Source organism: Turicimonas sp. TL08 (assembly GCF_054660695.1).
In genome coordinates this window covers 130,321-150,187 of sequence record NZ_BAAGDP010000002.1, presented here as the reverse complement: position 1 = coordinate 150,187, position 19,867 = coordinate 130,321, and the positions used below count along the sequence as shown (strand labels likewise).

The window sequence follows — 19,867 nt, the reverse complement described above, 5'->3', positions numbered from 1 at the left end:
TATGTAGAAAGCTTCTCTCCTACAATCTTTTATAGCATTCTTTTTATTTTGTGCATTGCACACACGGAGAAAATAAATATGACAAAGGGGCAATTATTACAAGACCCGTTCTTAAACAGTCTTCGCAAAGGAAAAATTCCCGTTTCAATTTACTTGGTCAACGGCATTAAACTACAAGGACAAGTCGAATCATTTGACCAGTATGTCGTTCTTTTGAGAAATACCGTTACTCAAATGGTCTATAAACACGCGATTAGTACTATTGTTCCGGCTAGAGCAGTGCCGCTTGCCGGTGAACAGACAGAAGCCGAATAAGTGGATTTTCAGTATGAGAAGGGGGCTGACGGCCCCCAAAAAGTTTGGCTCGTAGTGGTAACGCTGGCCCGCCAAATTCACAAAGATGCCGCAGAAGAACTGACTGAATTAGCTCGTTCCTGCGGCTATGATGTTCAAGGGATCACGGAAGCAAAAAGAGAGAAGCCTGATCCGAAAACCTTTCTTGGCAGCGGGAAGATTGAGGAAGTGGCGCAGCTTGCCAGAGATTCCGGAAGCACCATTTTAATTTTCGACGTTGTCCTTTCTCCCGCACAGCAAAGAAATATCGAAACCACGACAAAACTTGCTGTACTTGATCGCACAAGTCTGATTCTTGAGATTTTTCGTCAGAGAGCTAAAACAAAAGAGGGGCGCCTGCAGGTTGAACTTGCGCGTCTGACGCATTTGTCTACCCGATTGGTTCGCGGCTGGACTCACTTGGAAAGACAGAGAGGCGGTTTATCAAAAACCGGAGGCCCTGGAGAAAAGCAGATTGAACTTGACCGAAGAATGATCGGCGTTAGAATTAAAGCCCTCAAAGAGCAGCTCAAGAAGCTTGAAAAACAGCGCAATACCCAAAGAAAGTCAAGACAAAGAGGTCAGATTCTGACTGTTGCTTTAGTGGGCTATACCAATGCGGGAAAATCTACGCTGTTTAATCGTCTAACAAGAGGCGAGGTCTATGCGGCTGACCAGTTGTTTGCTACGTTGGATCCGACGGCAAGAAGATGTTTCGTTGATGAAAATACGGAAGTGGTTCTCAGCGATACAGTTGGATTTATCCGAGGTTTGCCTCACCAATTAATTGAGGCGTTCAAATCTACCTTGGACGAAGCAGCTCAAGCAGATTTGCTTTTGCATGTAGTGGATTCTTCCAGTCCGGCCCGGGAAGAACAAATTGCCGAGGTCAATAAAGTTCTTAAAGAAATCGGTGCGGATAAAGTTTCTCAGCTGATGGTCTATAACAAAATAGACAAAGAAAGCAATGATCCTTTCCTTACTTTTGATGATAAAGAACGTCCGAAAGCAGTTGCTTTGAGCGCAGTGACTGGAGCCGGGATTGATTTATTGAGGCAGGCTATCGCTAAGATTGCCAATACTGAAGAAGAGCCGGAAGAGGAAGATGACGAAGATTGGCTTAAAGAGTTTGAGCCATAAATGTATCTTCTTGTAACAGCAAATTAAAAGAATCAATCTGTTGCAAGCGGATTTTTTCAGTAATGATAAAATTTTGCCTCTAGAATTCTATTAATAACTTATTTTTTATAAGGACTCAAAGAGATGTCTTTGAATGACCCCCACTGGGGCCGAGATAGTTCTGATAAAGAACCAAAGAAAGAAGAAACAAAAAATACTTCGAATTCCACCGACACTGAAGAAGACGGCTTTAAAGAGCCTGAACTTCGTCGTCCTATTGAAGATAAAAGAGAAGAAAAAAAATTCAAGCAGGCACTCGGACAGGAAAATGATATCGAAGAGCTTTGGAAAGATTTTAACGACAAGCTCTCCGGAATCTTAGGTCAAAAATCCAAGCGTCCCCAAGATCGAGGTCAAAACGGCGTGAATTTTGACTGGAACGATTCGGATGATGACTCCAATGAGCCGCCTCCGAGAAAGGATCATCCTTTCCAAGCAGACCAAGGCGGCCACGGCACTAATGGCGGAAACGGCGGCAATGACGGCGGATTTGGATTCCCCGGCACCAGAATGCCTCAGTCTGCTTCCGGAGCCGGCTATGGCTTTGCTTTGGCGGCGTTGCTGATTGCTGCCGGCGCTTGGTTGTCCTCCGGCTTCTACATCGTTCCTGAAGGTCAGCGAGGCGTGGTTACGACCTTCGGCAAGTACACTGAAACTACGAATGCCGGTTTCAGATGGCACCTTCCTTATCCCATTCAGGATGTGGAACTTGTTGACGTTAGTTCCGTCAGAAAAGCTGAAATCGGTATGAAAGGTACAACCCTCCGTTTGAAAGAAGCTTTAATGCTGACTGATGACGAAAACATCGTAGACGTAATGTTTAACGTTCAGTACCGCATTAAAGACGGTCCCGGAGCCGAAGAGTTTCTTTTCCGTACACGCGATCCGATGGGATCGGTTATCCAGACTGCTGAATCTGCCATGCGTGAAGTCGTAGGCAGAAAGAAAATGGACAGTGTTTTATTTGAAAGCAAGCAGGAAATTGCCGAGGAGGTTAAGAAGCTGATGCAGGAAATGCTGGATCGCTATCATAGCGGTATTCAGATTCTTTCCGTTGCTATTCAGAATGCACAGCCGCCGGAACAAGTTCAGGCAGCCTTTAACGATGCTGTTAAGGCCGGTCAGGATCGCGAACGTCAAATCAATGAAGGTGAAGCTTACGCTAACGACGTGATTCCAAAGGCAAAGGGTTTGGCTGAAAGATTGCGTCAGGAAGCAGAAGCTTATAAGTCTCGTGTTGTTTCTCAGGCAGAGGGTGACGCTTCACGTTTTGATCAAGTGCTCAGTCAGTATGAAAAAGCCCCGAAGGTAACACGCGATCGTATGTATGTGGATACGATGCAGCAGGTGCTTAACAATACGAAGAAGATTCTTGTGGACAGCAAGAGCTCCAATAATTTGCTTTATCTTCCGTTAGATAAATTGGTTCAGCAAGCAGGATCTGCTCAGAACTCTGTCGTTGCTGCTCCTGCTGCTGCAGAAACTTCTTCTACAGCAAGAGAGGCTCAGCCTCAGCCTTCGGTTGAAGCAGCTCCAATTGCTAATTACGTTTCCCGTCCTCTTTCCAGGACAATGAGATAAGAGGAAGAAAGAGAACATGAGAAAAGTAGTAACCTTATTTTTAGTTTGTGTTGTTTGCGGTTTTTTTGCCAAAACTTGTCTTTATACCGTTAACGAACGTGAATATGCACTCGTATTCATGCTTGGTGAATTAAAAGAAGTGATTTCTAAACCGGGCCTGCACTTTAAGCTTCCTTCTCCTCTGCAGAATGTGGTTTACTTGGACAATCGTATTTTGACGATTGATACCCCGACGGCTGATTTGGTTCAGACCAGTGAAAAAAAGAACTTGATGATTGATTCTTACGTCAAGTGGCGTATCAACAATCCTCGCTTGTACTGGGTTTCTTTTCAGGGCAGTGAAAGAGCCGCGGAAGACCGCGTTTCATCTTTGATGAGAGACGTTCTAAACCAGGCCGTCAACAGAAGAACGGTTAACGACATTACTTCTCGCGACAGAGCCAAAGCCATGGCAGAAATTTCCGAGGCTCTTCAAAAGAGAGTGGAAGGTTTAGGAATTGAAGTGGTTGACGTTCGCCTTAAGAGAGTGGACTTTACGCCAGAAATTTCAGAATCTGTTTACCGCCGTATGGAAGCAGAACGTAAAAGAGTAGCCAGCGAAGAACGTTCAAAGGGTGCTGCTGAGGCCGAAAAAATTAAGGCTGATGCCGACCGTCAGAGAACCGTTATTTTGGCTGATGCCTATAAAGATGCTCAGCAAATCAAAGGTTCGGGCGATGCTAAAGCTAACGAAGTTTATGCTAACGCATTCGGCAGAGATCCTGAATTTGCAAAATTCTATCGCTCTCTCGATGCCTACCGTTCTTCTTTCTCTAAACCCACGGATATGATGGTAGTCGATCCCTCCAGTGAATTTTTCGATTATTTGAAAAACTCCAAAGGCGAGAAGAATTAATTTAACAAATTCATAAAAATGAAAGTCCTTCTTTGTGCCATAGGTTTTTGCTTAGTGCTGGAAGGACTTTTTCCATTGTTGGCTCCGGATGCGTGGAAAAAGTACCTTCTTGAGTTGAGCTCAATTTCTAGTAAAAAAATCAGAACAGTTGCCTTTGTCGGTGTAGTCTTAGGTTTGGCTGTCGTTTGGTCAGTTGAGTTGTTTTAGAAAGGAATATATGTCAGTTTGGTTATTGCCAGAGAATATCGCCGACATGCTTCCCCGGGAAGCGAGAGAAATAGAAAGATTAAGAGAGACATTTCTGAAGCTGACGAAGTCTCACGGATGTGAGATGGTTAAACCTCCAATGATTGAGTATGTAGACTCACTCTTGACCGGAACCGGAAACGATTTAGATTTGAGAACCTTTAAGATCGTCGATCAGTCATCAGGCAAAATGCTTGGGTTCCGCGCTGATATGACGCCGCAAATTGCTCGTATCGATGCTCATATTTTGAATAGAGAAGGAATTAGCCGTTTAAGCTATGCCGGTTCCCTTCTTCATGCCCGACCTCTTCATCCCGTAGCTTCCAGACAACCGTATGTAGCCGGTGTGGAGCTGTTCGGATCCACATCAAGTGCCAGTGATATCGAGGTTCTGAACCTCGCATTGGAGTGTTTGAAGGCTTTTGGTCTTAAAGATATTCATTTGGATATCGGCCACGTTTTTGTTGTTAAAGCCATTGTCGAAAGAGATCCGAACTGTGAAAAGGTTATGCCGAAGATTCTTTATGCATTGAAACATAAAGACCGCAGTGCTCTCGAAGAATTATCCGGTGTCATTGAAGATTCAACGATTGACGCATTAAGAAAAATTATGCGTATGTTCGGCGGGATCGAGGTTCTGGACGAAATTGAAAAAGAATTCAGCGATTATCCGCTGATTCTTCAAACTATCGAACAGCTTAAGTGGATCGCAGACCGCTGCATTGCCGATAAGCTGAGCTTTGATTTTTCCGACGTTCACGGTTATCAATACTTGACCGGCATTACTTTCGGCGTCACTATCCCTCAGCGGTATCAGGCAGTCCTCAGAGGAGGACGCTACGACAGCATTGGGGCTAAATTCGGACGCAATCGTCCCGCAGTCGGATTTACGTTATATTTGCGTGAGATTGCCCAAGTTCTTCCTACAAAGAGACCTTATGCCGTAATGGCTCCTTGGGACGATGGGGACAAGGCTTTAAACGAAGCGATTAGAAAATTAAGAGAAGAGGACAGAATCGTTGTTCAGATTCTTCCTGAAGACAGAATTGAGAGTCTTGAAGAGTCCTTCAGACTGGATGAAGAGTTAATCAAAGAGGACGGTGAATGGAAGGTCGTTCGCCGATATACAAAATAGGAGATATCAGGTATGGCTAAAAACGTAGTAGTTGTCGGTGCCCAATGGGGTGATGAGGGTAAAGGCAAGATTGTAGACTGGCTGACAGAAAGTGTTCAGGGGGTTGTACGTTTCAACGGCGGCCATAATGCCGGCCACACTTTGGTTATTAACGGCAAGAAGACAATTTTGCGTCTTATTCCGTCCGGCATCATGCATCCTCACGTTAACTGCTATATCGGCAACGGTGCCGTTGTCAGTCCGCAGGCTCTCCTGGCTGAAATCGATGAACTGGAAGCCAACGGTGTTAAAGCAGAAGACAGAATTTTTGTTTCCGGCCACTGCCCGCTGATTCTTCCTTATCATGTCGCCCTTGATCATGCCCGCGAAGCTTCCTTGGGCGATAAGAAGATTGGCACTACCGGCCGAGGAATCGGGCCTGCTTACGAGGATAAAATTGCGCGCCGTGCCGTTCACGTCAGCGATCTTCTTGATCCGGAACTTTTTGCTGAAAAAGTCCGCAGAAACTGCAAGCTCATTAACTTCCTCTTAGTTGATTTCTACAAAGCAAATCCTGTAGACGTTGAACAGATTATTTCCGATACTTTGGCTCTTGCCCCGAGAATCACTTCTAAAATTGCTGACGTTTCTCACACTCTTAACCAAAAGATGAGAGCCGGAGAACAGTTCTTATTTGAAGGAGCTCAAGGCACTATGCTCGATATTGACCATGGTACTTATCCATATGTTACTTCGAGCAACACAGTTGCCGGTTCAGCAAGTCCGGGCGCCGGTGTCGGTCCGCAAAAACTCAATTATGTTTTGGGTATTACCAAAGCCTACTGCACACGTGTTGGAGAAGGTCCGTTCCCAACAGAGCTTTTCGATGACGACGGTAAGAAGCTTCGTGAAAAAGGAAATGAATTCGGTGCAGTGACAGGTCGTCCGCGCCGCTGCGGCTGGTTCGACGGGGCTGCTTTAAGACGTTCTGCAGAATGGAACGGTCTTTCCGGTTTGGCCGTGATGAAGCTTGACGTTTTGGACGGCTTCAAGACAGTTCGTTTGGGCGTCGGCTATGAATACAAAGGTCAGCGCTTAGAAGTAATGCCGGTCGGAGCAGATGCTGTTGCTGAATGTAAGCCGATTTACGAAGATTTTCCTGGTTGGGAAGAATCGACATTTGGTATTACAAACTGGGACGATCTTCCATTGAACGCACGCCGTTATTTGGATAGACTCTCTCAGGTAGCAGGCGTACCAATTGCCGTTGTATCCACAGGTCCTGACCGTGAGAATACAATCCTTTTAAAGAACCCCTTTGCGGAATAAATTTTTAATATAAAGGGCCCGAAAGGGCCTATGGGAACTTAGATGAAAGATCTTCATGTATCTTGGGATGAGTATCATAAGCTGATTGAGACTTTGGCCTATGTCGTCAACGACAGCGGCTGGAAGTTCGATTCTCTTCTTTGTTTATCTAGAGGTGGCCTTAGACCCGGCGATATTCTTTCAAGAATCTTCGACATGCCTTTGAACATTTTGGCAACCAGCTCCTACCGGGAAGCTGCCGGTACAGTTCAAGGTGAGCTTGATATTGGTCAATATATTGCTTCAAGTCGTCCGGACTCCTTGAAAGGAAAAGTCTTATTGGTCGATGACTTGGTGGACTCTGGCCTAACTTTCAAGAAAGTTACAGAGCATCTTAAAACCAGAGTTCCTGCTATCACTGAAGTGAGAACGGCTGTTCTTTGGTGGAAGAAATGCTCTCAAGTTAAACCTGACTACTATGTTCAGTTCCTTGAAGATAATCCTTGGATTCACCAGCCGTTTGAAGTGTATGACACGATGCGTCTGGGCCAATTGGAAGGAAGAGTCAAAGACTACAACTTACTGAAACCCGCTCCGTAAGAGAGTCAACCACTAAAAAACTGCGGCAAGATTTAGTCCTTCTAAATTTTCCGCAGTTCTTTTCATTTAAGAGAAAAAATAATGAAGGTTATTGATTTTGTCGGGTACTCAGGCAGCGGCAAGACGACATTGGTGGAACAGTTGGTGACAATTTTCTGCAATGCCGGATTTGATGTAGCGGCTATAAAGAGTGCCCATCACGACATTCAAGTCGATAAGCCCGGAAAAGATTCGTATCGATTTCAAGCGGCGGGAGCCGAGCAGGTAATAGTCAAAAATGACTCGGGCTGGGCTATGATGAGGAGAACTCCCCTGAAACCTGCTACGCTCAAAAAACTTGTGTCGAAGCTAGATCCTTGCGACTTAGTTCTGGTAGAAGGATTTAAAAAAGAAGACGATGCAGATTTACGCCTGGAGGTGTGGAGACCCGGAGTTAAGGAGGAGCCGGCTATCTATACCCAAGATAGAGGAATACAGGCTGTACTGACGGACGTGGACTCTATTGCAGGATGTGAGATCCCGGTTATTAACTTGAATAATCCTCGTCTTATTGCACGTTTTATTGCGGATAAATTGAATTTGAAATCGAGGTTTTAAATGCTCACTGTTGAAGAAGCCCTGGAAGAGATCCTACGAAATGTTCAGCCTGAAGCAGAGACGGAAGAAGTCGTCACGCTTTACAGTGCCGGTAAGATTTTAGCGGCTCCTGTCGTTTCTCCCATTCAAGTTCCTCCTTTAGATAATTCTCAAATGGACGGTTATGCTGTCAGAGTTTCTGATTTTGCTGACGGAAAACTTGAATTTCCAGTCTCAGAAAAGATTTATGCGGGACATATGGGCAAACCTCTTAAGGAAGGATCGGTAGCAAGAATCTTCACAGGGGCTCCGATTCCGGTTGGTGCCGACGCCGTCATTCCGCAGGAAGAAGCAACTGAAACCGCAGAAGGCACCGTTAAGTTCGAAAAAGTTCCGAAGGTTGGCGCTTGGATCAGAAAAGCCGGCTGCGATATTGAAATCGGCGACGTCATTCTGAAAGCAGGCGATCGTTTGACTCCTGCCGCTTTAGGCGTTGCCGCTAGTGTAGGTACTTCTACCGTTCAGTGCTATCGTCCGATTAAAGTTTCTTTATTTTTCACCGGTGACGAACTGTCGATGCCCGGAGAACCTTTAGTTGAAGGCGGTATCTACAACTCTAATCGATTTGTTTTAAGAGGTCTTCTGCATCAGCTAGGGTGCGATGTGGTTGATTATGGCAACGTTCCGGACAGCTACGAGGCAACTTTGAATGCTTTTAGAAAAGCAAGCCGCAAATCGGATTTGATATTAACCAGCGGCGGTATGAGCGTTGGAGAGGCCGATTACATTAAGCCCGTGGTTGAGGCTTTAGGCCATATCGATATGTGGAAGATTGCCGTTAAGCCCGGGAAACCGGTTGCTAAAGGCGAGGTAAACGGTGTTCCTTTCTTAGGGTTACCCGGAAACCCGGTTTCTTCTTTAGTGACATTCTTGATTTTTGCCCAGCCTTTGATTCTCAAACTGTCAGGCAGAAGAGAGGTTGAGGTGAAGTCGTACAACTTGCCGATTGATTTTGACTGGAAGGGCGGTTCTCGCAGAGAGTTCATTCGTGTACGCCGTAATGAGAACGGTGCGTTAGAAGCTTACAGAACCCAGAACTCCGCTGTTTTGACTTCGTGTCTGTGGGCCGACGGTCTGGCTGACATTCCTGCAAATGCCGACCTGAAGAAAGGAGATTTGGTTCGCTACATTCCATTCAGTGGGTTCAGTCTTTAAGAGAGGGAATTGCCGTGAAAATTTCCGTTCAAACAGAAGATTTTGATATTCAAAAAGAATATGCCGAGCTCAAAGCCAATCCGCATGCCGGGGCAGTCGTGATGTTCGTGGGAAATGTCAGAGACATTAATGAGGGTTGTACGATTGAAAAAATGTCTCTTGAACATTATCCCGGCATGACTGAAAAGTCTTTAACCAAGATTGTGAAAGAAGCTCAAGAACGCTGGAATATTCAAGATGCGACAGTCATCCACCGGGTTGGGGATTTAGAGATTAACGACCAGATCGTTTTTGTCGGAGTCTCGGGCGGCCATAGAGGGGAATGCTTTGATGCCTGTGAGTTCATCATTGACTACCTCAAAACGGAAGCTCCTTTCTGGAAGAAAGAAACCATCGACGGCAAAGGCAAATGGGTTGATGCCAGAGAAAGCGACGATGAAGCGATGAGTAAGTGGAATCTTTGTAAATAGAAGACTTCTGTACCATCGTCTATTACGCCTCGGAATACCGAGGCTTATTTATTTGGAGTTCTGCCATTTCTTTCACTTCAAAATTAATAGCGAATTCCGTGACGGGCCAAATATTTTTCTGGAATTTTCTCATTCATGAATAGAGTGACTCTGTTGAAATAATATTTAGTTAGCGACGTAAAAATTTAGACTTAAATTGCTCAAAATAAGGGTTTAAAGAACACTTTACTCTCGGAAATGTTGACAATGAAATTTAGTAAAAGCGGAATGTCCGTATTTCCTTTTAATAAGGGAAGGGAGTCTTAACAAACATATGCGTCAAGATAAATTTACAACGCGCTTTCAAGAGCTTCTGGGGCAAGCCCAGACCATGGCTGCCGATCATTCTCAGCAGTACATTGATCCCGTCCACGTTCTGAAAGCTGTCTTAGAGGACACTGAAGGAACCGGAAAGAGCTTGCTTGAAAGAGCCGGCGTTCGAGTTGGGGAGCTCAGGAAGCTTGTCGACAAGGAAATAAACAAGATTCCCGAGGTTTCGGGAGCGGCAAATAATGTGCAGGTCAGCCGTGAACTCATGACTGTTCTGAACGAAATGGATAAAGAAGGCCAGCGTCTTGGCGATGAGTATTTATCCACCGATCTATTTTTATTAGTTTTATGTGACAGCAAATGCGCAGCCGGCCGCATTGCACGTGAGGCTGGATTGACCAAACCAGCTTTGGAAAATGCAATCATGGCTATGCGAGGAGGAGAGAAAGTGGACAACCCTGATGCTGAAAACAACCGTGAAGCTCTAAAGAAATACACGGTTGATTTAACAGAAAGAGCTCGAAACGGCAAGCTTGATCCTGTCATCGGCAGAGATGATGAGATCCGCCGCGCCATGCAGATTCTGCAGCGCAGAAGTAAGAATAATCCTGTTTTAATCGGCGAACCGGGCGTTGGTAAAACAGCAGTTGTCGAAGGACTTGCTCAGCGTATCGTCAACGGAGAAGTTCCCGATACCTTACGTCATAAGAAAGTTCTGAGCTTGGATATGGCTGGTTTACTAGCCGGTGCAAAGTACCGCGGTGAATTCGAAGAAAGACTCAAAGCTCTTCTGAAGGAAGTTGTAGCCGAAGAGGGCCGCATTATTCTCTTCATCGATGAAATTCACACCGTAGTCGGCGCCGGGAAGACAGACGGCGCTATGGATGCCGGCAATATGCTTAAACCGGCTCTGTCGAGAGGCGAACTGCATGTTATCGGTGCAACAACCCTTGACGAATACCGTAAATACATTGAAAAAGATCCCGCTTTGGAAAGAAGATTCCAGAAGGTTATCGTTGATGAGCCAAGCGTTGAAGATACCATCGCTATTCTCCGCGGTTTGCAGGAAAAATATGAAGTTCACCATGGCGTAGAAATTACCGACCCGGCTATTGTTGCAGCCGCAGAACTTTCAGCTCGCTACATCACAGACAGATTCCTTCCGGATAAAGCCATTGACTTGATTGATGAGGCAGCTGCCCGCATCAAGATGGAAATTGACTCAAAGCCGGAAGAACTTGACAAACTTGACCGCAGACTGATTCAGCTGAAGATTGAAAGAGAAGCCGTCAAGAAAGAAAAGGACGAAGCAAGCTTGAAGCGCTTGGAAGCTCTTGAAGAAGAAATTCAAAAGCTCGGCCGCGAATACTCTGACTTGGAAGAAATTTGGAAAGCGGAAAAGAGTGCCGCTCTCGGCTCTCAGAACATCAGAGACGAAATCGACAAATTGAAGACCAAGATGGAAGAACTCCGCCGTCAAGGCAAGTACGAAGAATTGGCTTCTATCCAGTACGGACAGCTTCCCGAACTTGAAAAACGTCTGCTTAAAGAGGAAGACGCAGAACATAAGGCTTATGAAGAAAAGCCTAAACTTCTGAGGACTCAGGTTGGTGCAGAAGAAATTGCTGACGTTGTTTCTCGTGCCACCGGAATTCCTGTTTCCAAGATGATGGAAGGCGAAAGACAGAAATTGCTTGATATGGCCGAACATATCGGCAAGAGAGTCGTTGGTCAAAAAGAAGCAGTACAGAAGGTTGTCGACGCTATTCTGCGTTCTCGTGCCGGTTTGGCTGATCCGAACAGACCGTACGGTTCATTCTTGTTCTTAGGACCGACAGGTGTTGGCAAGACAGAATTGACGAAAGCTTTAGCAGAATTCCTCTTTGATACCGATGAGGCAATGATTCGTATCGATATGAGTGAGTTTATGGAGAAGCATTCCGTTGCTCGTTTGATTGGTGCGCCTCCGGGATATGTAGGCTATGAAGAGGGCGGCTATTTGACAGAAGCCGTCAGAAGAAAACCATACAGCGTTATTCTTCTCGATGAAGTAGAAAAGGCGCATCCGGATGTCTTCAATATTCTTCTGCAGGCCCTTGATGACGGCAGAATGACAGACGGTCAAGGCAGGACGGTTGACTTCAAGAATACCGTTATCGTCATGACTTCAAACCTTGGTTCTCAGGAAATCATGAACCGCCAAGGCGAAGATCCGGTTGAAATCAAAGAAGCCGTGATGGAACAAGTCAAGAAACATTTCAGACCTGAATTTATCAACAGAATTGATGAAATCGTTGTCTTTAATGCCCTTGATGAAAAAGCCATTAGAGAAATCGCAAGAATTCAGATCCGCAAACTGGCTAAACGTATGGAAGCTCAGAATATCGGTCTTGAAGTCAGCGATGCGGCATTGGATGAAATCGGTAAGGTTGGCTTTGATCCGTTATTCGGCGCACGTCCGTTAAGAAGAGCTGTTCAGGAATACTTGGAAAACAAGATTGCTATCAACCTTCTGAAGGGACAATACGCTCCGGGCGATATCGTAGATGTCGACTACCAGGACGGCAAATTTATCTTTTCAAAGAAAGCCGTATAGGTGTTAGATGCTCGGGAGGACCATCCTCCCGATCCTAATCAAAGAAAAACCAGCGAAATTTCGCTGGTTTTTCTTTGAGATGGTTCAGTAAGCTAGGCGCTTTCTTTTTCGTTATCCGGATCTCCGGCTTTCAAGCTGTTTTGCAAATGCTGCATGGAGAAAACGGCAGAATTAACGAGACGGACCGTATCGCCTTCAATAATGAATGTCACACTTTCATGGTGACCGCTATGAACACCGAGAACGTCTAATACGTATTTAGGAATCGTTACCTGTCCATTGACCCATACTAACGACGTAGCGGCAAAAGAGTTAGACATAACGCCCTCCTTGATTTTGGTAACTACCTCAACCTAAACGGCTAGAAGGTAGGGTGTCTCTCGGGCTGAGAGAGGAGAGAAAGACAAAGTTAAATTACTAATGCTGAATCTTGTATTTCTCCTTTACCTGTCTTGATATTAAGGGATATCCCCGAATATGAATAAATAAAAGTACCAATTTGAGTGATAGCTTTTTTCGATTAAAAAGGTATTTTGTCAAGGGTGGGTCGTTTGGATTTTGAGGTGTGCTACGGATAAAACGTTGAGCGTCAGAACTCCAAGAATGGCAGAAGCTCCTCTTGCTCAACTTCCAGAGGAGAGCCGATGCCTATTCCAATTAATCGAACTTTTTTGCTCAAATCGAGTTTAGAGAGCAACTCTAAGGACTCTTCATAAATTTCTTGAGGGTCCTCTAAGATGTGGTCGAAGGTGTGAGAACGGGAAAATGTTTTGAAGTCACTCATCCTCACTTTTAATGTCAGTGAGAAACCTCTGAACCGGCGTCTGGTCATTCTTTCCTTGAGCTGACAGACGACTCTGGAAATTCCTTCCTGTATGTCGGACAGGTCGGAAAGGTCTTTGGAGAACGTGATTTCAGCGCTGACTTGTTTGCGGATACGATTGACTCTAAGGGGACGATCATCGATTCCGCGGGCATAGTTGTAATAGCTAAGACCGGCTTTACCAAAGTGTTCGGTTAGAAAAAATAAGGATTGTTTTCTGAGATCCGAACAGGTGTGAATATCCAGAGACTCCATTTTTTTCTGAGTGACAGGTCCTACACCCCATATAGCTTTAACGGGGAGCTTGTCGATGAAATCCTGTGCTTTAGCAGGATGAATAACGAATAAGCCGTCGGGTTTTTTCCAATCGCTTGCAATCTTAGCCAAGAACTTGTTGTAGGAGACACCGGCAGAGGCTACGAGGCCAACTTCTTTTCTGATATCTTTTTTAATTGCTTTTGCACAGTCAACGCCGAAACGAAGGCCCAACCGGTTCTGCGTGACATCTAAGAAAGCTTCGTCAATGGAGACCGGTTCTATCAGTTCGGTGTATCTGCGAAATATCTCGAGAATATTTTCAGAGGCCTCCTTGTAGGCTTCCATCCGGCCTTCAACAAAGATAAGGTTAGGGCAAAGTTTGGCAGCGAGATGAGAAGGCTGTGCCGAGTGAACACCGAATTTTCTGGCTTCGTAGCTGCAGGAAGCAACGACTCCTCGTGCTTTATTAAGGCCTACGGCAATCGGCAGACCTACAAGAGAAGGATTATCTCGCTGTTCTACGGACGCAAAAAAGGCATCCAAGTCAATGTGAAGAATCTTTCTGTACTTGTTCCAAACCGGTGAGTAAGGATCGATTTTCGTATCCGAAGACTTCTTCATATTTAACGAGGATGCCGCTTTTTCTCAGTCCTTTCCGGGATTAGATGCCGTTAGTTTTGGTTAACAGGTTCTTGTAGAAATTAACAGCAATGGAAAGAACTTCTTCGTCGAAGTCGAAGAGGCGCTGGTGGTGGCCGGCTTTTATAGTAGAACCGAACACGATGAATGTCCCCTTGCCGCCGTGAGACTGGACTCTGCGCAGGAGAATTGTGGCATCTTCGCTGCCAAGCTTGAGATCCAGATGCTGGACATTTTCAGCACCGACAGTTTTAACAGCAGCTTCTTCAGCGATGGCGATGGCTTCAGGATCAGGATTAAATTCAGTGGCTTCGCCGGCCTTGTCGATTTTCAATTCGCAGCCGTACATATCTGCTGCGCCTTGCAGGCGGCGAATAGCTTCTTCTCTCATCAAAGCGTTAACTTCTTCGGATTCTCCTCTGACTTCCAGCTGCATGAAAGCATTAGGAGGCAGAACGTTTCTACCTTCTCCGGCTCTTAGAGTACCTACATTCAAAGCAGATACCGGACCGATCGGTCTTGGAAGAGCATGAATAGCGAGAGCAGCGGTAGCTGCTGCCAACAGAGCATTCTTGCCTTTTTCCGGGTTGGCACCGGCGTGAGCAGCAACGCCTGTGAAAGTAGCATCCAGTTTTGTTGTAGCGAGGAATTCGCCAGGGACGGCAGAGATAATTCCGGTATCAACACCAAGGCCGAGGTGGTTGCCGAATAAGAAATCAACATCGTCCAGGACGCCGCTTTCAGCGATTGGTCTGGCACCGCGGACGCCTTCTTCTGCCGGCTGGAAGAGTACTTTGATTGTTCCGCAAAGTTTGTCCAGGTTCTCTGAAATCCAGCTGCAAAGGCCAACTCCCATTGTCAGATGGCCGTCATGACCGCAGGAATGCATTCTGCCCGGATTCTGGCTGCTCCATCCTTCAGCGAAAGGTCTATGCTGAGGCTCTTGAGCTTCAGTAACTTCAACACAGTCGATGTCGAATCTAACTGCAATGACAGGTCCCGGACGTCCTGTTTTGAATACGGCAACAGCACCGGTATAACCTTCCATTTTGTCTAAAAGTTCTTGAGAGACTCCTTTAGCTTGTGCTGCAGCAAGTGCGGCTTGAACCGCAGCAGGATTTCTGCCTGCGATGAATTCAGGATTGATGATTTGTTTGCCGACCAGCGGTTCGACACCCATAGCTTTAAGTCTTTCAACGATTTTTGACGTTGTGACAAATTCACACCAACCGGGTTCCGGGAAAGAGTGGATTTCTCTTCTTAGGGCAACCATGTCATTTAAGCTATACATTTAGAGTTCTCCTCACTTAATAGTTTTAAGAAAGATTAAGGAATTCGATAAGTCTAAAGAAGATGATTAATTTCTTCTAGTCTTATCTTCTTTTGTTGCAAGATAGGCGAGTCTTTTTACGGTTAATTCAATGAAGAAGGCAGCGGCCAGCGGGATTACCTCATCGTTGAAGTCATAAGAAGGATGATGAAGGGGCTGAGTATGTTCTTTATCTCTGACACCGATTAAGAACATTGTTCCCGGTACAACTTCCTCATATTCGCTGAAGTCTTCACTAATCATTGTCGGACTTAAAGCCGGAAGCACATTTTCTTTTCCAAGAAGCTCTTCAGCAGTCTTAACGGCAAATTCAGTACATTCTTTATCGTTAATCACAGGTCCCGTCAGTCTGTTATACGAAACCTCGAATTCCAAGTTATGGGCATAAGAAATGCCTTTGACGATTTCATGCAAACGCTTTTCCGCAAAGTCTCTTACAGCCGGAGAAAAGGTTCTGACGGTACCAACCATTTCAGATTTAGCCGGGATGATGTTATAAGAAGTACCGTTTCCGGAAACTACAGAGCAGACTGACAGGACAATAGATTCCAAAGGATCGACATTGCGGGAAACGATGGTTTGAAGAGCCTGATAAATTTCGGTTACTGCCGGGAAAGTATCAATTCCAAGATGAGGGCGTGCGCCATGAGTTCCTTTGCCGAACAGAGAAATTTTGAAGTAATCGGCAGAAGCCATTAGAGCGCCGGTTTTAAAGCCTATGCTTCCTAAATCCAAGAAAGGCTCGTTATGTGCACCGTAGACTTCTTGGATATCATATTTTTGAAAAATTCCGGACTCAACTACGCTCTTGGCACCGGAAACCGATTCTTCGGCGGCTTGGAAAATACAAACCACTCTTCCAGGAAAATCGTTGTGAGAGTGGAGATAATCGGCAGCTGCCAATAACCACGTTTGATGTCCGTCATGGCCGCAAGCGTGACATCTTTCAGCAATTTGGCTTTTCCATGCGTTTGTGCTTGCATCCTGCAATGGAAGAGCATCAATGTCTGCGCGCAAAGCAATAGTAGGGCCTGGGCGGTTTCCGTCTATAACGGCGATAAGACTTCCCGGAGATACTTCAGTATCAACGGAGGAAATATTTTTAGCATTGAGAAATTCTTTGATTGCCTGGACGGTATTAGAGGTTTCAAAACCGATTTCCGGCTGAGAATGGATTCGACGTCTATAAGAGGTCAGTTCTTGTTGTTGTTTCTTTATTTCTTGGAAGATGGAAGAATCGTAAATCTGGTTTGACATTTATAACACCCAAATAAAATAAACGGATGAGATTTTTAACCGTTGATCTTCTAATGATAAAGCTCGAAGGCAATTAATGGAATGTTTTCTTTGGAGCCGGGGAGGTAAATGAGAAGGCAAATATCCACTAGGATTTCAGTGAGAGGTATCAGTTTTACGAGCGCAGATGTTTAGTTATTATTTGAAATGTATCTTCCGTTTACATTCGAGAATTTAGAAAAATATGTACAAAATCAAGGTGAAACAAACCGCCTCTAATCAGGGCCTGTAGGACGGGAGAGCTTGGCGAAAAAGCTAAAATAAAATGAATTATTAGGAGCAATCATCATGTGTGTGGGACTTCCGCCGTCGCCTGAAGAGTTAGAGAAGATGGATCGTGCAAATCGCAAATTCGATGAAATGTTCAGAGCAGAACATCCATTTTTGTCGCTTCTTTGTGATTTCCTCTATGTTTTATTTGTGGGAGGCTTTTTTCTTCTCTGGCTATGCTTTATGGTTTACTGGCTGTTCTTTTGTCCGTAAGGATGAACATTTATTTTTTACTTGTATATAGCGTTCAGCTACAGCAGAACTTTTCTTAAACCTATCAACAATTGGCTCACTCATCCATTCCGTGACGCCAGTGCCTTTGAACAATTCGAGATGATTCTGAGTAAATTTGATAGGCAGTGCCTTTCCGACTGTTTTCCAACCTTTTATGTAAGTTTTTTTAACTCTTAGATTAAAAAAACGAAAATGGCCGAAAAGTCCGACAGAACAGGGGCTCTTTCGCTTTATTTATATGGATTTTTTTGCAGATTTGCAGGAAAAGAGGAGAAGTTTTGTGGTGGCCCGAGCCGGACTTGAACCGGCACAGCTAAATCGCCGAGGGATTTTAAGTCCCTTGTGTCTACCAATTTCACCATCGGGCCACTCAACAGAAGTCAAATTCTATCCTATTTTTGGATTCTTTGACAAGTCTTTTTTGCGTAAATTTCTTAATTCTGTGGTAATTAAGGGGTGGGGGAAACTACTAGCTTTGTAATTATATTTTGTTGTTAAGATTAAAAGATTGGTTCTTAAATAGTCCTAATATAAAAGCTGAACCAAGATCTTTCCGATTTAGGTTCACTTCCTTTATCGGTGCAAACCAATCATCAATCCTAGGAGGTCAAATAATGGAATCTTTAGTTGCCAATGCTCAGGCAATTAATCGTCTCCTGGCCCGTTACGGAGTGAAGTTCGGTATCTATAAAAATAATGAATTTATCGAACAGTTATTTCCCTTCGATCCGGTTCCAAGAGTAATTTCAGCGGAGGAATTTGAAATCCTCGAACAAGGCTTGAAGCAGCGTGTAAACGCTCTAAATGCTTTTCTAAAAGATATCTACACTGATAAAAAAATTATCAAAGACGGTGTAGTCCCGGACAATTTCGTTTTCTCTTCAAGCGGTTTTCTGCCGGAATGCGATAATTTTGTCCCCCCGGCCGGAGTATTCTCTCATATTTCGGGTATCGACCTCGTGCAGGCCGACAGCGGAGAATGGTTCATTCTTGAAGACAATCTTCGCATCCCTTCCGGCGCATCCTACCCTTTAATTGCAAGGAAGCTTTCACGCAGAGCTAGCCCGGAAACCTTTAAACATAATAAGGTGGACAACAACGCCGACTACGGCAGACTCTTGGCTCACAGCATGCAAAGCGTCAATCCGGGCGGTTTGAATGTCATTCTTACACCGGGGCGGTATAACTCAGCTTTCTTTGAGCACAGCTACTTGGCCGAGGTGACAGGTTTTCCTCTGGTGATGCCGAATGACTTGTTCGTGGAGGAAAATAAGCTTTATATCCGTACCCAGCAGGGCGGAAGAGCATTAGTCGGTGCAATTTACCGCCGTATTTCCGATGAATACCTCGATCCACTGACATTCAATCCTGAATCTTTGATTGGTGTTCCGGGAATCATGAGCGCATATCTTGCAGGTAATCTTGCGATTGTCAACGCACCGGGCAACGGCGTGGCTGACGATAAGGGAACATATTACTTTGTTCCTAAAATGATTGAATACTATCTGAACGAAAAGCCGATCCTGCATAATGCGCCGACATATCTTCCAATGTATAAGGAAGACATGGAATACTGCTTGGATAACATTCATAAGCTGGTTATCAAAGATGTTGCTGAAGCAGGCGGATATGGCGTTCTCTTCGGAAAAGATATGGATGAAGCGACGCTCGCAGAGTGGCGTCAAAAAATCCAAGACGAACCGAGAAGGTTCATCCTCCAGGAAGTGATTAACTTTATTGATCTTCCTGTTCTTGACGGTGAAACAACCGTTCCAAGAAAAGCTGACTTAAGAGCCTACGTGGTTTCTTCAGCAGATAAAACAGATGTTTGGCACTGCGGTCTGACAAGATTCTCTCGAGTGCCGGATTCTTTCGTAGTTAACTCTTCTCAAGGCGGAGGCTTTAAAGACACATGGGTTATGTCTCGGTAGAACAAGGTGATCATTTATTCTGGCTCGGACGTTATGTCGAAAGAGTCTGCTTGACCTTACATTATCTCGAAGAGCTCTATGACGTCTTATTAGATTCAGACAGCTCTGCTTATAAGCAATTTTGCGATAGGCTAAATATCCCGAACGTGTACGCGGATGATATGGATTTTATTACTCACTATCAGTGGGATAAAAATAATCCGGATTCTTTGTACAGTAATCTCTCCAGAGCGTACGACAACGGTTTAGTGCTGAGAAACATCATCTCAACGCCCGCTCTTTCCTACATCCAGATGTCCTTGGACTTAATGGAAGAAGGTGCAAAAACGGGCGCCTACGCTTTATTAAACCAGCAGGTAGTTGATTATTTGCTGGCCTTTTGGGGTATCCTCGACGAAAAAGTCGGAACCAAGCACAAACGCAGCTTAATTAAAGCCGGAAGATATTTAGAAAGGCTTGATATGCAGCTGCGTCTCGGAGCCGATTGGGAAGAGTTGGAAATAACTCTAGGTAAACTGATCCGTCGTTTGGAGGGATCGGGAATTAATATTAACAAAGACAAGCTTGAGGCCTTAACCTATCTGATTGAATCCCAGAAAGGTGATGACATTTCTCGTCTTCAAGCGCTGAGTTTAATTGGAGAACTTGTAGAACCTTAAAAGAG

The 19,867-nt window shown here is 44.9% G+C and carries 19 protein-coding genes and 1 tRNA gene; 15 read left to right on the top strand and 5 right to left on the bottom strand.

All coding sequences use genetic code 11. The features are described 5' to 3' along the window. Positions 1–78: 78 nt before the first annotated feature. The 12 genes from hfq (at position 79) to clpB (ending at position 12,422) form a co-directional block, all read left to right on the top strand. Positions 79–315 (top strand): RNA chaperone Hfq, encoded by a 237-nt coding sequence (hfq, locus tag ACYQ4O_RS01955; protein ID WP_066590654.1) that lies wholly within the window; start codon positions 79–81, stop codon positions 313–315. Next, positions 316–1,473 carry a GTPase HflX gene (gene hflX / locus ACYQ4O_RS01950; protein ID WP_460174569.1) on the top strand — a complete coding sequence of 386 codons (1,158 nt, stop codon included), beginning with the start codon at positions 316–318 and terminating at the stop codon, positions 1,471–1,473. Positions 1,474–1,596: 123 nt separating this feature from the next. Further along, positions 1,597–3,093, top strand: coding sequence for an FtsH protease activity modulator HflK (hflK, locus tag ACYQ4O_RS01945; RefSeq protein ID WP_460174568.1), 1,497 nt, complete (start codon positions 1,597–1,599; stop codon positions 3,091–3,093). A gap of 16 nt (positions 3,094–3,109) precedes the next feature. Continuing rightward, on the top strand, positions 3,110–3,988 hold the full coding sequence (hflC, locus tag ACYQ4O_RS01940; protein WP_308512724.1) for a protease modulator HflC: 879 nt from the start codon (positions 3,110–3,112) through the stop codon (positions 3,986–3,988). A gap of 18 nt (positions 3,989–4,006) precedes the next feature. Next, positions 4,007–4,195: a DUF2065 domain-containing protein gene (locus ACYQ4O_RS01935; RefSeq protein ID WP_066590670.1), complete on the top strand. Its 189-nt coding sequence runs from the start codon at positions 4,007–4,009 to the stop codon at positions 4,193–4,195. Between the two features lie 10 nt (positions 4,196–4,205). After that, positions 4,206–5,369 carry an ATP phosphoribosyltransferase regulatory subunit gene (locus tag ACYQ4O_RS01930; protein WP_066590672.1) on the top strand — a complete coding sequence of 388 codons (1,164 nt, stop codon included), beginning with the start codon at positions 4,206–4,208 and terminating at the stop codon, positions 5,367–5,369. A 12-nt stretch (positions 5,370–5,381) separates the two neighbouring features. Continuing rightward, on the top strand, positions 5,382–6,677 hold the full coding sequence (locus ACYQ4O_RS01925; protein ID WP_460174567.1) for an adenylosuccinate synthase: 1,296 nt from the start codon (positions 5,382–5,384) through the stop codon (positions 6,675–6,677). 42 nt (positions 6,678–6,719) lie between these two features. After that, positions 6,720–7,256: a phosphoribosyltransferase gene (locus tag ACYQ4O_RS01920; protein ID WP_308512727.1), complete on the top strand. Its 537-nt coding sequence runs from the start codon at positions 6,720–6,722 to the stop codon at positions 7,254–7,256. 81 nt (positions 7,257–7,337) lie between these two features. Then, a complete protein-coding gene (gene mobB, locus ACYQ4O_RS01915) occupies positions 7,338–7,853 on the top strand; it encodes a molybdopterin-guanine dinucleotide biosynthesis protein B (RefSeq protein ID WP_460174566.1) in 516 nt (171 codons plus the stop codon). Further along, the gene (locus tag ACYQ4O_RS01910) at positions 7,854–9,047 is read left to right on the top strand and encodes a molybdopterin molybdotransferase MoeA (protein WP_460174565.1); all 1,194 of its coding nucleotides are present in this window, start codon (positions 7,854–7,856) and stop codon (positions 9,045–9,047) included. It abuts the gene before it with no gap. Positions 9,048–9,061: 14 nt separating this feature from the next. Next, positions 9,062–9,517: a molybdopterin synthase catalytic subunit MoaE gene (gene moaE / locus ACYQ4O_RS01905; protein WP_460174564.1), complete on the top strand. Its 456-nt coding sequence runs from the start codon at positions 9,062–9,064 to the stop codon at positions 9,515–9,517. Between the two features lie 313 nt (positions 9,518–9,830). Next, the gene (gene clpB / locus ACYQ4O_RS01900) at positions 9,831–12,422 is read left to right on the top strand and encodes an ATP-dependent chaperone ClpB (protein ID WP_460174563.1); all 2,592 of its coding nucleotides are present in this window, start codon (positions 9,831–9,833) and stop codon (positions 12,420–12,422) included. Positions 12,423–12,514: 92 nt separating this feature from the next. Here clpB and ACYQ4O_RS01895 read toward each other — a convergent pair whose 3' ends face one another. The 4 genes from ACYQ4O_RS01895 to ACYQ4O_RS01880 all read right to left on the bottom strand — a co-directional run bounded on the left by ACYQ4O_RS01895 (position 12,515) and on the right by ACYQ4O_RS01880 (position 16,729). Then, positions 12,515–12,742 carry an AbrB/MazE/SpoVT family DNA-binding domain-containing protein gene (locus tag ACYQ4O_RS01895; protein ID WP_308512732.1) on the bottom strand — a complete coding sequence of 76 codons (228 nt, stop codon included), beginning with the start codon at positions 12,740–12,742 and terminating at the stop codon, positions 12,515–12,517. Between the two features lie 269 nt (positions 12,743–13,011). Further along, positions 13,012–14,124, bottom strand: a complete 1,113-nt coding sequence (gene dinB / locus ACYQ4O_RS01890) for a DNA polymerase IV (protein WP_460174562.1) — start codon at positions 14,122–14,124, stop codon at positions 13,012–13,014. Between the two features lie 40 nt (positions 14,125–14,164). Further along, complete coding sequence (locus ACYQ4O_RS01885; RefSeq protein ID WP_460174561.1) at positions 14,165–15,433, bottom strand: amidohydrolase; 1,269 nt, start codon at positions 15,431–15,433, stop codon at positions 14,165–14,167. Between the two features lie 66 nt (positions 15,434–15,499). Further along, positions 15,500–16,729, bottom strand: a complete 1,230-nt coding sequence (locus tag ACYQ4O_RS01880) for a M20 metallopeptidase family protein (RefSeq protein WP_460174560.1) — start codon at positions 16,727–16,729, stop codon at positions 15,500–15,502. 327 nt (positions 16,730–17,056) lie between these two features. On the opposite strand from ACYQ4O_RS01880, the gene ACYQ4O_RS01875 reads away from it, so the two are divergent. Beyond that, the gene (locus tag ACYQ4O_RS01875) at positions 17,057–17,251 is read left to right on the top strand and encodes a hypothetical protein (protein WP_460174559.1); all 195 of its coding nucleotides are present in this window, start codon (positions 17,057–17,059) and stop codon (positions 17,249–17,251) included. Between the two features lie 302 nt (positions 17,252–17,553). Here the strand turns inward: ACYQ4O_RS01875 and ACYQ4O_RS01870 are convergent. Beyond that, positions 17,554–17,640, bottom strand: a tRNA-Leu gene (locus tag ACYQ4O_RS01870). A gap of 246 nt (positions 17,641–17,886) precedes the next feature. On the opposite strand from ACYQ4O_RS01870, the gene ACYQ4O_RS01865 reads away from it, so the two are divergent. After that, the gene (locus tag ACYQ4O_RS01865) at positions 17,887–19,203 is read left to right on the top strand and encodes a circularly permuted type 2 ATP-grasp protein (RefSeq protein ID WP_460174558.1); all 1,317 of its coding nucleotides are present in this window, start codon (positions 17,887–17,889) and stop codon (positions 19,201–19,203) included. Continuing rightward, a complete protein-coding gene (locus ACYQ4O_RS01860) occupies positions 19,185–19,862 on the top strand; it encodes an alpha-E domain-containing protein (protein ID WP_460174557.1) in 678 nt (225 codons plus the stop codon). Before ACYQ4O_RS01865 ends, ACYQ4O_RS01860 begins: the two co-directional genes overlap by 19 nt. Positions 19,863–19,867 lie beyond the last annotated feature (5 nt).

Excerpts from the sequence above, each read along its gene's own strand:
- ACYQ4O_RS01910 (WP_460174565.1), top strand. The coding sequence starts at position 7,854 with ATGCTCACTGTTGAAGAAGCCCTGGAAGAGATCCTACGAAATGTTCAG.
- ACYQ4O_RS01925 (WP_460174567.1), top strand. The coding sequence starts at position 5,382 with ATGGCTAAAAACGTAGTAGTTGTCGGTGCCCAATGGGGTGATGAGGGT.
- ACYQ4O_RS01935 (WP_066590670.1), top strand. The coding sequence starts at position 4,007 with ATGAAAGTCCTTCTTTGTGCCATAGGTTTTTGCTTAGTGCTGGAAGGA.
- ACYQ4O_RS01865 (WP_460174558.1), top strand. The coding sequence starts at position 17,887 with ATGGAATCTTTAGTTGCCAATGCTCAGGCAATTAATCGTCTCCTGGCC.
- ACYQ4O_RS01860 (WP_460174557.1), top strand. The coding sequence starts at position 19,185 with ATGGGTTATGTCTCGGTAGAACAAGGTGATCATTTATTCTGGCTCGGA.
- hfq (WP_066590654.1), top strand. The coding sequence starts at position 79 with ATGACAAAGGGGCAATTATTACAAGACCCGTTCTTAAACAGTCTTCGC.
- ACYQ4O_RS01930 (WP_066590672.1), top strand. The coding sequence starts at position 4,206 with ATGTCAGTTTGGTTATTGCCAGAGAATATCGCCGACATGCTTCCCCGG.
- ACYQ4O_RS01895 (WP_308512732.1), bottom strand. The coding sequence starts at position 12,742 with ATGTCTAACTCTTTTGCCGCTACGTCGTTAGTATGGGTCAATGGACAG.
- ACYQ4O_RS01875 (WP_460174559.1), top strand. The coding sequence starts at position 17,057 with ATGTGTGTGGGACTTCCGCCGTCGCCTGAAGAGTTAGAGAAGATGGAT.
- ACYQ4O_RS01920 (WP_308512727.1), top strand. The coding sequence starts at position 6,720 with ATGAAAGATCTTCATGTATCTTGGGATGAGTATCATAAGCTGATTGAG.
- ACYQ4O_RS01880 (WP_460174560.1), bottom strand. The coding sequence starts at position 16,729 with ATGTCAAACCAGATTTACGATTCTTCCATCTTCCAAGAAATAAAGAAA.
- ACYQ4O_RS01885 (WP_460174561.1), bottom strand. The coding sequence starts at position 15,433 with ATGTATAGCTTAAATGACATGGTTGCCCTAAGAAGAGAAATCCACTCT.
- dinB (WP_460174562.1), bottom strand. The coding sequence starts at position 14,124 with ATGAAGAAGTCTTCGGATACGAAAATCGATCCTTACTCACCGGTTTGG.
- mobB (WP_460174566.1), top strand. The coding sequence starts at position 7,338 with ATGAAGGTTATTGATTTTGTCGGGTACTCAGGCAGCGGCAAGACGACA.
- hflK (WP_460174568.1), top strand. The coding sequence starts at position 1,597 with ATGTCTTTGAATGACCCCCACTGGGGCCGAGATAGTTCTGATAAAGAA.
- clpB (WP_460174563.1), top strand. The coding sequence starts at position 9,831 with ATGCGTCAAGATAAATTTACAACGCGCTTTCAAGAGCTTCTGGGGCAA.
- hflC (WP_308512724.1), top strand. The coding sequence starts at position 3,110 with ATGAGAAAAGTAGTAACCTTATTTTTAGTTTGTGTTGTTTGCGGTTTT.